Below are 13005 nucleotides of genomic sequence, written 5' to 3'. Positions count from 1 at the left end.
TATCAGGCCGTCAGCACTTCAACACCCGTATCCGTTACCAGCACGGTATGTTCCCACTGGGCTGAGAGCGACCCGTCTATAGTGACGGCGGTCCAGTTATCTCCAAGAAGCCGCGTTTCATAGCGTCCCGCGTTGATCATGGGTTCTATGGTGAAAACCATATTGGGAACCATGGTAATGCCTCGCTTCCGGCTTCCATAGTGATGCACATGGGGGTTTTCATGGAACCGCAGCCCGATGCCATGACCGCCATAATCCCTGACGACACTGCATCCATTAGCCTTGGCATGCTTTTCAATGGCGAAACCGATCTCGCCGATATCGACAAAGGGACGCACCTGTTCTATCCCCACATCAAGACATTCACGGGCCACACGGACAATTTTCCGTGCCTCCTCGGGAGGATCGCCGATCAAATGCATCCGGCTTGCGTCGCCATAATATCCATCAAGAATGCACGTCACATCAATATTAATAATATCGCCGTTTTTCAGAGACCTGTCCTCGGGTATTCCGTGACAGATCACCTCATTTATAGAGGTACACACGCTTTTAGGAAACCCGTTATAATTCAACGGAGCAGGAATCCCTCCGCGGCTGGTGATGAATTCATGGACCCATCCGTTTATTTCATTGGTGGTGATTCCTTCGGCGATTCTTTCTTCCACCATATCGAGAGTTTGTTTGGTCAGCTCACAGCTTTTGCGTATTCCTTCAATCTGCTCTGAATTTTTCAATATTACCCCGGGAGGAGGCTTTATGAACTTTCCCGGACCAGTCCCCGATTCCAGGTCGGAAAGCATATGGCATTTTTTATATTTTTTCCCACTACCACACCAACACAGATCATTTCTTGCTAATTTTCTCATAATACAATCCCTGAATCCTGCCAATATCACTCGTACAGCAGGCCCGCTTATATTTTTCCTTTATCTTTAATAAAATAATTAACAGTAAATTTGTTATTTTCAAGCATTAATATATAATTATTAATATATGCGGTAAATTATTATATTTTCGCCCAAGCAATAAATGACAGTCTTATTCCGGATAAATTGTCTGTCAAGTATATACGGTCTTCAGGCTTGACGTTTCAAATCGGGTTTTTTAGATATGACAATCATATCTAAAAAATTCAGCCCTGGAAAATTTTTTCTTTACACCAAAATTGACCTACTCTAAGCTTGTAAGATTTATATCTTTATAACTACATTATAGAGGCGTGTCATGAAACATACATATCGTATATCATCGCTGGCTGGATTAATACTAATTATTTTTTCAACCGGTCTCTTCAGCTATGACCTGCAGGATTTAAAGCGGGCAGTCAGCAAAGACAGGAATCTCAAGGGTGCGAACCTGCAGAATGCGGACCTGATAAAGGGGGATTTTTATTACGCCGATCTAACCGGCGCTGATCTCAGCGGTGCGGTAATGAACAATGCCAATTTCCGCGGAGCCTCTTTGAAGGGAGCAAATCTCGATAAGGCCATTCTTTACAGCGCCGATCTCTACAAGGCTGATCTTACGGGAGCCAAACTCACTGATATCAACCTCAGCAATGCAAGGCTGTACAACGTAAACTTCACCGGCGTAAATCTATCCAACGCTGATCTCAGCGGCGCTGATCTCTATCACGCTCTTCTTATCGGAGCAAACCTGATAGGCGCAGACTTCATCGGTGCCAATCTCAACGGGGCCGACCTGACCGATTCAGATCTGTCCGATTCAGACCTGTACCGTGTGGATTTCAGCGGCACCATTTTAGTAAGAGTAAAATTTTTAAGAGCTGACCTGAGTGATGCCGACATGAGCAGATCAAATCTTAGCGGTGCTGATCTGTCCAACACCAAGCTGTTCAATACACGCTTCTACAGGGCCAACCTGACCAACACGAAAATACATAATGCCGATCTCCTGGGCGCCGTGCTGATCCAGGCCAAACTTATAAGCGCCGATTTCAGCGGTTCCGACCTGTATAACGCTGATTTTGGCGCCGGAGAGCTGCAAAATATAAAATTTATCGGTTCAAATCTGAACAATACCAATATGCGTGGAGCAACACTCTACAAGGCCGATTTAAGCAAGGCTAATATGTATAAAACCGATTTAAAAAATGCCAACCTGTACCGCGCCAACTTTCAACAGGCAAAAATAAACCTGGTGGATTTCAGCGGTGCCAATCTGAGCCGGGCAGATTTCAGGGGTGCGACGATCACTGACAGTGATTTCACCGGAGCGGACCTGCGGCGGGCTATCATGAATGATTCGATGAGAGAAACATTAAAAACACAGAATATTAAAAATTACGAACACATTATATGGGAACGCCAGAAGGCACAGTAAGAATTTTAGTTCTCGTTGATAGTGCGTGTACAAAAAAAAGGCAGTCGGGAGACTGCCAAAGAGTGTATGGACAGATCATTTTGGGAGTAAAATCAAAATTATAAAAGCTGTTCCCTGCTGGCAAGTTCGTGCAACTGCAAAGCAGTTTTAATATCCTTTCTTACAAGGTCCAGAAATGAATCGACGTTATTTTTGATGAAGGCCTCTCGAACCTCAAGGGCAAAATGTATTTTCTTTTTATTGACATTCCTTTTAGAATTTCTTTCTGCTATAGCAAGATCGGTAAATAATTTCTGCTCACTCATGGTATTTCTCCCCTCTATGTAGTTTATCAGAATTCCCGGCACTTGTAACTGTATTTAATATAAACTCAAATCCCTCAACAGTAATCATTCGTTTTGCCAGATAGATGTGGCTAAGTTTGCCAAAAATCCGTAGCACTCTAATCTACACAGGGGAATTATTTTTAAAAAATGAATTCCCGACCTCCGACTACGACTCAACCTGAAAAAATTTTGAAAATATAGCATTACATAGAATTATGAACATTTACAGCAAATGTTCTCTTTTAGCCAGTCTGCGCAGTGCGAGGGCCTGTCTTATATTTTTTTGAATAAGATCATAATAAGTACTGACATCATTGACAGTGAACATATTTGATACTTCATTTGAATACCGAAGCCTGTTATACTTCAGTTGTACTTCCATGTTTCTTTCCGCAATGGCGAGATCACATAATAATTGTTGTGCTGTCATATGCCGCTCCTTGTTTTTTAAATCTTATTCGTGTGTCATATAACTTTAATTAAGTGGTCAGTGATGGCATAGTAGCACAGCTGAAATATTAATCAATCGGGCGCCTTCCTTATTTTTTCGTAATGCAATGTACTAATCAAGACGTAGGGGCAGGACCTGACAAATTTCCAGTGCCATTGCCAGTCCGTATTTGTTAAAATAGAGCCACACCGCACAACACCGTGTATTGCGACATAATCCACCACACGGCCCATGAACCGGACACTGAAAAATGCCTTGACTTTATGCCCATATTGATGAAACAATTATCTGTTCTCCCTATACGGGAAAACAGATATATAAAATCCCAAATGAAATAATTTATGAAAGAGATTGACGGCGCCAAAGAATATTTTAAAAAACTCAGACTTGCTGAAAAATTCTGTGATGGCGATACTGAACTGGCAAAAAAACTTCTCACCGGCGAATACAAAGACATTATTGTTGTCAAGGGAAGGTTTAAGGAACAAGAGGATGCACTCTACGGGTTATTTATTGTTATTATAAATAAATACTTTAATACTATTATCGCTACATATGGCATTGCTTCCCACCTCGCATCAATTTACCAGCATAAACCCCTGGAACAATGGGATGCTTTCTATTCCGGCCTGGCGAAGGAATTGGAAGTGGCTGAATTTGACCCCGGCATCTCAAGCAAGATCACAAACGGGCTCAGACGCTTCATCGAGATTCACGGCACGTCAGACGTCATTGCCTGGGTTGAAAAAAACAGGATAGCCGAGATAACGGAGCAGTTTCAGCAATATCTTTCAGAAATATCAGACTATGCCGATATACAGGTCATGATTGATTTTGAACAGACCACGTCGATGAAAATATATGAGACATTGAAAATAGAACCCCAGTAGCATTTCCTGATCCAGGATCACCATCCAAACCGTAACAGCACATCAGACTCCTCCCGCAATATTCCACTAAATCAATTCCAGCGGAGGGAGGAAGCTTTGAAAACAAGCCATATCATTTTCCCGGGAATAAGAGACATTTTAATAACGGAATCATCCGTGACATGGGCATCGAGCTCCATATGACCCATGTCAACGGAAATCCTGACTTTTCCTGAAATCGTATCCCGCGACATAGTACTTATGGTACCCCGAATGATATTATGGGCCGAAAGCGAGACCGGTTTCTTTGCCGATATCATGATATCCGAGGGCTCAAGAATCGCCGATGCTGTATGCCGTGGCGGTTTTGTTGAGTAAATTTTTATCCCGTCCCTGAACTGCCTGTACCAGAGATTATTATCACCGGCCTGCCAGGGACCGGGGATCACATTTTCCGTTCCTGCCGCAATTATCATGCCCTCGTTTAAACGCATGATTTCATCGGATATTTTGCTGAGCCATATCATGTCGTGGCTTGTGAGTAGAATCGTGGTGCCAAACCGTTCCCGGATGCTTTTTATGACCTCCCGTATGTGCTCCGCGCTTGCCATGTCGTTGCTGGAAACCGGTTCATCGAGAATAAGCACATCGGGCTTTATGGCCAGGCGGGCAGCCAGGGCTACACGCTGGGCCTCACCACCTGAAAGCTGATACCATTTACGATGAGCGTATTTTTCAGGATCCAGTACGACGCACTGCATTGCTTCAAAGACGTCATTGCGCAGATCGGTTTTCTCGCCCCTTTTTCTCAACCCGTAGGCGATATTTTCAAAGACCGATCTCTTCAGCAGATACGGATCCTGCATAAGAAAAGTGACGCGTTTCCGCATTGAAGATATATCCAACACGGGAAAGCCGTTGTACGAAATTGTTCCCTCCGCGGGATTTTCCAGGAATGAAAGAATCCTGAACAGGGTGCTTTTCCCGCTGCCGTTAGGACCGGCAAAGCCTGTGATAGTCCCTTTCCGTATTTCCAGATTCGGTACACTGAGGGTGAAACCGGAATCATAGCGCTGCACCAGGTCTGTAACTTTGTAAAGTAATTCTTCTGCCATGTCCTTCATGCCCTCTTCTTCAGGAAAATAAGAGCGCCGTTCACCAAAAAGGCGATGAGCAGCAGAACAATGCCCAGAGCTATGCCAAGAGCGAATTCTCCCTTGCCCGTCTCAAGCGCAACGGCCGTCGTGATGGTCCGCGTATGCCATTTTATATTGCCGCCGATTATCATGGAAATCCCCACCTCGGAGATGGCCCGCCCGTAAGCCGTTACCGCTGCCGTCGTGATGGCAAAGCGCGCTTCCTTGAGACTGGTCAGAATGATCTGGTTTCCCCTTGCTCCCAGGGTGATGAGCGTCAACCTGAGACGGGCATCGAGGGACTCAATGGCCGTAGCAGTGAGGGAAATGACAATGGGCAGCACCAGGACCGTCTGGGCTATAGCAACGCCGGGTATCGTATAGAGCAGATTCAATTCTCCCAGGGGGCCCCGCTTTGACAGAAAGGCATAGGCGATGATGCCCACCACAACAGTGGGCAGTGCAAGGAGGGTATCCACCACGGACCTGATCTGCCCCTTCCCCGGGAAGTTGTAATAGCCCAGAACAAATCCGGCGGGCAGCCCCATCATGAGGGCTGCACTAATAGAAAGCGTGGATATCTTCAGGGTGATAAAAATAGCGGAAAAGGTTTCCTCGTTTCCCGAAAGAAGCAGTTTCACCGCCTGGATGATGCCGTTTGTAATATAATCCATGACTGATATTGAAGATTATTTTTCTGCATTAGGCGTGAAGAGCTGTTTCCCTTCCACCTTAAAATTACCAATGAGTTTTTGCGTCGATGGTGAGGCCATCCAGTCACTGAATTTTTTCGCCAGGTTATATTTTACCTTGCCGCATTTCGCCGGATTAACTGCAATGACGCTATACTGATTGAGAAGGGCCTTGTCCCCTTCAAGGATGATCACCAGGGGGGAGTGTCCTTTCTGCCCAGCATCGTATTTGTAATAAGTTCCCCGGTCGGTATAAGTGTACGCGTTCCGCTCGGCTGCAATACTGATTGTGTTTATCATGCCCTGACCGGTGCTGATATACCACTGCTCTTTGTCCGGGGCCGTGATGCCGGCATCCTTCCAGATTTTTAATTCGGCTTTGTGCGTGCCCGAATCATCACCGCGGCTGGCAAAGGGTATCTTGTTCTTCGCCATAATTTTAAAGGCATCAATAACCTTTTTTCCCTTCAACTTTGCCGGATCACCGGCGGGGCCGATGACTATAAAATCATTGAACATGACCGGGCGGCGGTCAATGCCGTATCCATCTTCTACATATTTTTTTTCCGCTGCCGGGGCATGCACAAGAAGCACATCCACATCACAATTTTTCCCTAGTTCCAAGGCCTTTCCTGTTCCCACGGCAACCCACTTCAGTTCAATACCCGTTTCCTTTTCAAAAACGGGCTGCAGATAGTCCAGGAGTCCCGTATTGTCCGTGCTTGTCGTTGTGGCCATCATCAAAATACCGACTTTTTTTGCGGCAACAAGACCCGTTGTCATGAGCAGGAGCGGAATTAGCACCATTACCAGATCTTTTTTAAAACTGATTCTCATAATTTCCTCCATTGAGAAAGTTTTTAATGGTAAAAACACTGACTTCCGGTAACAGGCAGGTCTATATGTCTAAATGTTTTTATAATTCTGAAAATATCTCAAAAATAAAAATGCCCGGACATTCATTTCTCCGACAATTTCATATTTGTCAAGAACATCATATACCGAGCATCAGCGCAATTTAAAATTTATTTTTTGCCATCAAAACTTTGCTTCAACTTTTACATAGAGATTATGATCCTCTGCGGCGCTATCGTCATAAGTCAGTTCATAATACAGTACTGTCTGCACATACTTATTAAACTGCCAGCCGGGACCGAAACCGAATATTCCCTGCTTTGCGTCTTCATAGTTCCCATAGCCAGCCTTTCCAATACCCAGCACCGGCATGCCTATAAGCGAGTCAAAATTAATATTGAGCCACGCTTCTATAAAATAACCACTTGTATCGGTTCCATTGGAATAACTGACACCGACAAAGTTCAGGCCGGTTTTTATTATGCTGTCCTTCCAGGCCAGGCCGCCTCCATAATACATCATGGTTGTAGTGCTTGTTTCATTGTAACGATAAAATCCATTGATGTAGACATGCTCCAGGGGGTTCACCGAAACAAGGCCATAATAGGATGGGCCGTAAACCATGTTCTCCGCTTGAACTTTCTTATAACCTTCACCTTTTACGACAGCGCCTGATATGGTAACTATCTTCATCACTTCAGCGGAAACAGTAACTCCCAGATCAGCGGAAGAATCAATTGTCTTATTCTGCAGGATAACCTTACTGTTTCCCAGATAGGTGTTGCCGATCCATCGAAGTCCGCTCAGACTGTTCATGAGTGCTATAGCAGGTGTGGGGATAACTCCTGCCTGTATTGTAAATTTTACCGGATCAATTTCCGGAGCAGCCTGCAGGTAAGCATACTTAATGAGAAGCTCATAACCATTATTATCGATAGTACCGCTACTGGAGCCCCCCTGTCGTTCAAACAGAGCATCCGTAGTTACACGCACGCTGAATATGTCACCAAAGCCCCTTTTCCAGTCCAAATACACCCGGTTCACCGCAAAGACGCCGGCATGGTCATCGGCCAGGTCCTGCATGTATTCCATAAAAATTACACCTGAAAAAGAGCTTGTCTCCTTCTTCTCCGGCACGTCCTGTGCCAGGACCAGGCTCGTGAACCCGGCAACTATGAGCATAAACAAAACTGCTGTTATTTTACGCATCGAAAAACCTCCTTAATTTATATGTACGTATAGGGATTTTCCACGGCTAACCGTGACGGTTATTCAGACAATAACGCATGCGATACATTTGATCACACGGTTTTGTCCATTTTAAAAAAGATAATTCATTTTTCGTGTTTACAAGTATACATGGATTTGAGGTCAAGTCAAGGGCGGGATGGATAATTTTTTTTTGCGGGAAATCAGGATGCTGGCAATGACAATTACAATTTTTTTCCAGGGTTCGATAAACTTTTAAAACAAGAAAGGGCGATTCATCTGAACCGCCCTTTCTTTTAAGCATCCCCGAGGGGATTCGAACCCCTGTTGCCGGGATGAAAACCCGGTGTCCTAGACCCCTAGACGACGGGGACAAATTATATATTGAATCATATTGAATTGCCAGCAACCAAATGCATTACTGAAAACCCTGTAGACTCTGTGAGTCGCCTGGGATTCGAACCCAGGACCCACGGCTTAAAAGGCCGTTGCTCTACCAACTGAGCTAGCGACTCGCAAAAGCGTAGGAATACCGATATATTAACCTTGCCTTCACTGTCAATAAAAAATAAAAGTTTTTGTTAAAAAAGTGCCCGGTCAGCCCCGCAGAAATGTGCTTTCCCTGCCTGGCCCTACGGATACAACAGTAATTTTTACTCCCACGGCTTTTTCCAGAAAATCAATGTAGTCGCGGGCTCCTGAAGGAAGATCCTCATAATTCATAACGCGATCGATATCCTCCTCCCATCCGTCAAGCTCTTCATATACAGGTTTTATCGTTCCCAGTTCTGCCGAGGGAAAATAATCAATTTTTTTGCCTTTTTTTTCATATCCTACGGCAACCTTTATTTTCCCGAAACCGGTGAGCACATCGAGCTTGGTGAGTGATATGCTGGTAAGTCCATTTATCCTGGCTGACTGCTTCAGGAGTTCCACGTCAAACCAGCCGCATCGCCGCGGCCTTCCCGTGGTGGATCCGAATTCCTTGCCGTTTACTCTGAGCCGGTCTCCATCGCTACCGGTGTCTTCCGTGGGAAAGGGGCCTTCGCCGACACGCGTCACATAGGCCTTGGCAATGCCAATCACCTCGTTGACATGAAAGGAATTGAGTCCCGTGCCCAGAAGCGCCCCGCCGATTGTGGGGTTCGATGATGTCACATAGGGATAGGTGCCATGATCTATATCAAGGGCATATCCCTGGGCGCCTTCCAGAAGTATCTTTTTATTCTCTTTGAGCGACTGGTGCAGATAATTCTGAGTGTTGATAATCATCTTTCCGGCCTTTTTTCTGAAAACCGTAAGGATATCCATGATCTCTTCCAGCGTAAAAGGAGGTTTATTGTATACCTTTTCCAGTTCGAGATTTTTCATTTTCAGGGCGATGGTGACCCGTTCTTTCAAAGTATTCTCATCAAAAATTTCGCCGGCGCGGATACCTGTACGCAGGCACTTATCGGCATAACAGGGGCCGATTCCCCGGTTGGTCGTGCCTATTTTCTGTGAACGAAATTCTTCCATGGCCGCATCCAGGGCCTTGTGATAGGGAAGGATCAGGTGAACCGCGTCGGAAATAAACAGGCGCTTTTTAGCATCGAGCCCCTCCAGTTCGAGCGACTCCACTTCCTCCATGAGCTGTACGGGATCCAGCACCAGGCCGTTCCCTACAACGCAATGCTTATCCTTATGCAGGATACCCGATGGAACGAGATGAAACACATATTTTTTTCCGTTTACTACGACCGTATGACCGGCATTGGCACCCCCCTGATAACGGACAACAATATCCGCATCCTTGGTGAAATAATCGATCATCTTGGCCTTGCCCTCATCTCCCCATTGCGTTCCTATGGCGACCGAACAGCTCATCACTACCTCTGTATTATTTGAAATATTTTGCGAACAAACCGTCATTAAAAAATAAAAGTTAAAAATAACAAGCCTTTTTCACCCCGATCATCGGCTCACAGCTCATTTCTCTACAAAAATACCCTTTTGTGTATTCCTTTTCAATAAAATCTCTCCCCTGCCGGAGCAGGGGCAGAAAATATAAAAAAATAATTTTATTAATGCTAAACTATAAAGCTCCTGAACCCGATAGGTAGATTAAGGCAAAATAGCGCCTTCGATGTGTGGATGGCATAAACCGTGTTTATAGACAGGATAGTAACGCTAAGGTTGCAGATTTTTATTTTAACCGGGCTTCTTGCGGCCCCGGTATCTGCCTATGCCCAGAACCATGACGGGAAAAAATATTATGCAAGCCGGGAAAGCTACGAGGATTACTCACAAAAAAGATACAAGTATATCCGCGGAGAATATAGTGGTAACACAAACACGAAAAAAAACATAAAAGTCAAAAAAACCGTATCCCCTTCATCGACTACAACGGTGTATGTCAGATACAAAGTAAAAAAAGGAGACACCCTCTACAGTATTGCAGGAAAATATGGTCTTTCAACCGATGCACTGAAAAAAGCCAACAATATGAAATCAGGTAATCATATAGCGGCTGGGTCTACACTGCGAATCCCTGTTAAAAAAGAAGTATCCGCCGGGACCGGCCGGAAAGCTCCGGCAAAAACAATTCCGGCAGCAACCCGGGGCTCTTCCCCTTCTTTTAAGTGGCCCCTTGCCCATGTCGTACGATATGACCGCGACGGCATGGAGGGAGTCAAGTCCATTGGCCTGGTAATACGGGGGAAAAACGGCGCGCCGGTCATGTCTTCGGCTGCAGGAACCGTGGAAAAAATCGGATATATGCGGGGCTATGGCCGCTATATCGTCCTCAAGCACAACAATAATTTTATTACCGTATATGCCAACCTGGAGAATATCACCGTCCGGGAAGGGGATCGTATCTCCTCGGGAAAAACCCTGGGATATGTGGACCGTGATACAGGAAAAATACACTTTCAAATCGATTATGACGGAAAAACGGCCGATCCGTTGCGCTATCTTCCCCGAAAAACAGGATGATACGGGGATAATTAAAAATATCCCACCCCAATTCAAAAAAATGAAACAATTATTGTTTAGTATTTTACTATATTCTTATCCTTTAACACCTCTAAAGTTCAATTAATAAATAGAAGTGTCAATATCAACAATTCCAGCTTGCATTCAGGGGGAAACCCTGTCATACTTAACAAGCGGTAAAAAGGATTTGTTTCAGCGGTTGGTCATGGATAATAGTCTGCCGCAAATTACCTGTGAACAAGAGGACATTCATGCTCCGAAAAACCTTCATCATTGCGTCTCTTTTCCCTGCCCTGCTTGCCCTTTCGGGATGCGGAAAAGAAAAATATACGGAATTCCGCGTCTACCCCCTCCCTGATTCCCTGACCCTTGAGCGGGGATCAAAATCCTTCGTTGCTTTTCGTGTGGAGATGCCTGACAAGAGTCATATTTACGGCAACCCTAAAGGACCCGGAACAGGAAAGGCCACAGATATCATTGTTGCTAAAAACGACAATTTCACCTTCGGTGTACCCCAGTTCCTCCAGGCAAAAAAATATAATGCCCCGGACGAAAAAGAGTTTGTCTGGATATACAAAGATGAAACTACAATCTTTGTCCCTGTCACGGCAGGGACAAACGCCCGGAATGGTCTCCATGAACTGGCCATTACCTTCGACGCTCTGCTGTGCTCAGCCACGACATGCATACCGAAACAGGTGAGACTGCCATATCCTGTCACCATAACTGATCCCGGCCATGGGAGCACCATACAGAGCACGTCCCTTGCGGCTCTCTTCGCAGCTTCGTCTCCTCCCGGTGCAACCCTTCAGAAAAAAGACACTGCATCTTCGGCAGAAAAAACGGGGCCTATCCTAAAAGGCAGTACTTTTGAGCCGCGCTATATTGAGTCTTCGAATATAACAGGACTGATTCAGGCCATCATCTTCGGCCTCATCGCCGGTTTTATCCTCAACTTTATGCCCTGCGTGCTTCCCGTGGTGAGCCTGAAAATCATGAGTTTTGTCAAACACGCCGGGGAGAGCAGGAAGGAACTGGTAAAGCTGGGTTCGCTCTTTTCCCTGGGCATACTCACGAGCTTTCTGGCCCTGGCCCTGCTGGCATCTTTTTTCGGTTATGGATGGGGCGGGCTTTTTCAGCACCGGCTGTTTCTTATCGTCATGACGGGCTTTGTCTTTGTACTGGCCCTGTCCATGTTTGAGGTCTTTACTATATCGGCACCCTCTTTCTCCGGCAAAGCTGCACAGGTGAGGGATAACCGGTACAGCGACGCGTTCATAAAGGGGTTGCTGGCCACCCTGTTGGCGACTCCGTGCAGCGGTCCCTTCCTGGGCGGCACACTGGCCTGGGCTCTGACCCGGCCGCCTTATATTATATTCATAATCTTCATGAGCGTGGGTGTGGGAATGGCTCTTCCCTATTTCATCCTCACCGTGAGACCGCCTCTCCTGAAACTCATCCCGAAACCGGGGGAATGGATGAGAACCTTTGAGAACATCATGGGATTTCTCCTCATCTTCACTGCCGTATATCTCATATCGATCCTTGATTCGTCGCTTCACCTGCCCATGGCGGCCTTCCTGGCCTTCCTGGCTGCGGCCTTCTGGCAGTACGGAAAATTCGGCGCACTGTTCAAGCCCCGCTGGAAAAGAATCGCTTCAACAGCGGCACTCATCGCGATAATTGCAGGCGGATATCTCTTCGCCTTTTCATTTCTCACAAAAGACGAGGGTACGGCGCAGATATCATCATCAGCCTTCAGCGAAGAAAGAATACTCACGAACCGCGATTCAGGCAGAGTCAGCATGGTTAAGTTCACTGCAGACTGGTGCCCCAACTGTAAATTCGTGGAAAAGGTTTCTCTCTATACGCCGGCCGTAGCAGAAGCCGTGAGGAACAGCGGAATCGACTTTATGATAGCCGATATCACCGTAAAAAATGCGGCAGCCGAGGCACTCATGGAAAAAATGGGGAGCCGATCCATACCTTTCCTCGTCGTAATACCGCCCGGCGCGGATTTCAGCCGCCCCATCTGTCTCAGGGATATTTACTCTGAAAAAGACGTACTCAGGGCCATAGATATGTCGGGAAAAGGAAAAGAAACAAAGGCGGGTGCACCGGGATTCATCTTTCAGATACGATAGG

Annotated in this window: 11 protein-coding genes, 2 tRNA genes and 1 pseudogene; 4 read left to right on the top strand and 10 right to left on the bottom strand. The window is 45.9% G+C overall.

All coding sequences use genetic code 11. From position 1 onward, the window contains the following. Nucleotides 1–2: 2 nt before the first annotated feature. The gene (map, locus tag CVV44_00850) at nucleotides 3–869 is read right to left on the bottom strand and encodes a type I methionyl aminopeptidase (GenBank protein ID PKL41216.1); all 867 of its coding nucleotides are present in this window, start codon (nucleotides 867–869) and stop codon (nucleotides 3–5) included. A gap of 358 nt (nucleotides 870–1227) precedes the next feature. Here map and CVV44_00845 point away from each other — a divergent pair, with 358 nt between their 5' ends. Beyond that, nucleotides 1228–2346, top strand: a complete 1119-nt coding sequence (locus CVV44_00845; protein ID PKL41215.1) for a hypothetical protein — start codon at nucleotides 1228–1230, stop codon at nucleotides 2344–2346. 98 nt (nucleotides 2347–2444) lie between these two features. Here CVV44_00845 and CVV44_00840 read toward each other — a convergent pair whose 3' ends face one another. Beyond that, nucleotides 2445–2651, bottom strand: coding sequence for a hypothetical protein (locus CVV44_00840; GenBank protein ID PKL41214.1), 207 nt, complete (start codon nucleotides 2649–2651; stop codon nucleotides 2445–2447). Between the two features lie 244 nt (nucleotides 2652–2895). Next, on the bottom strand, nucleotides 2896–3102 hold the full coding sequence (locus CVV44_00835) for a hypothetical protein (protein ID PKL41213.1): 207 nt from the start codon (nucleotides 3100–3102) through the stop codon (nucleotides 2896–2898). Nucleotides 3103–3464: 362 nt separating this feature from the next. Between CVV44_00835 and CVV44_00830 the strand changes: the two genes are divergently transcribed. Then, nucleotides 3465–4013 (top strand): hypothetical protein, encoded by a 549-nt coding sequence (locus CVV44_00830; GenBank protein ID PKL41212.1) that lies wholly within the window; start codon nucleotides 3465–3467, stop codon nucleotides 4011–4013. 446 nt (nucleotides 4014–4459) lie between these two features. On the opposite strand, the pseudogene CVV44_00825 reads toward CVV44_00830, so the two are convergent. The 7 genes and pseudogenes from CVV44_00825 to CVV44_00795 all read right to left on the bottom strand — a co-directional run bounded on the left by CVV44_00825 (nucleotide 4460) and on the right by CVV44_00795 (nucleotide 9750). After that, nucleotides 4460–5107: pseudogene (locus CVV44_00825) on the bottom strand (ABC transporter ATP-binding protein). Nucleotides 5108–5112: 5 nt separating this feature from the next. Next, nucleotides 5113–5802 (bottom strand): ABC transporter permease, encoded by a 690-nt coding sequence (locus CVV44_00820; protein ID PKL41211.1) that lies wholly within the window; start codon nucleotides 5800–5802, stop codon nucleotides 5113–5115. A gap of 15 nt (nucleotides 5803–5817) precedes the next feature. Continuing rightward, the gene (locus CVV44_00815; GenBank protein ID PKL41210.1) at nucleotides 5818–6669 is read right to left on the bottom strand and encodes a tungsten ABC transporter substrate-binding protein; all 852 of its coding nucleotides are present in this window, start codon (nucleotides 6667–6669) and stop codon (nucleotides 5818–5820) included. 189 nt (nucleotides 6670–6858) lie between these two features. Further along, a complete protein-coding gene (locus CVV44_00810; protein ID PKL41209.1) occupies nucleotides 6859–7884 on the bottom strand; it encodes a hypothetical protein in 1026 nt (341 codons plus the stop codon). 301 nt (nucleotides 7885–8185) lie between these two features. Continuing rightward, nucleotides 8186–8258 (bottom strand) — tRNA-Glu (locus CVV44_00805). A 68-nt stretch (nucleotides 8259–8326) separates the two neighbouring features. After that, nucleotides 8327–8399: transfer RNA gene (locus tag CVV44_00800), tRNA-Lys, on the bottom strand. 82 nt (nucleotides 8400–8481) lie between these two features. Next, nucleotides 8482–9750: an adenylosuccinate synthase gene (locus CVV44_00795; GenBank protein PKL41208.1), complete on the bottom strand. Its 1269-nt coding sequence runs from the start codon at nucleotides 9748–9750 to the stop codon at nucleotides 8482–8484. A gap of 279 nt (nucleotides 9751–10029) precedes the next feature. Here CVV44_00795 and CVV44_00790 point away from each other — a divergent pair, with 279 nt between their 5' ends. Together CVV44_00790 and CVV44_00785 are read left to right on the top strand one after the other, a co-directional pair. Then, entirely contained in the window at nucleotides 10030–10860 is an 831-nt protein-coding gene (locus CVV44_00790) for a hypothetical protein (protein PKL41207.1), read from the top strand. A 251-nt stretch (nucleotides 10861–11111) separates the two neighbouring features. Next, nucleotides 11112–13004 carry a hypothetical protein gene (locus CVV44_00785; GenBank protein ID PKL41206.1) on the top strand — a complete coding sequence of 631 codons (1893 nt, stop codon included), beginning with the start codon at nucleotides 11112–11114 and terminating at the stop codon, nucleotides 13002–13004. The last annotated feature ends 1 nt before the right edge of the window (nucleotide 13005 follow it).

The organism is Spirochaetae bacterium HGW-Spirochaetae-1 (assembly GCA_002839375.1).
In the GTDB taxonomy this organism is placed as follows: domain Bacteria; phylum Spirochaetota; class UBA4802; order UBA4802; family UBA5550; genus PGXY01.
The sequence above is the reverse complement of the archived record's forward strand: the minus strand, read 5'-3'. Positions and strand labels throughout refer to the sequence as shown.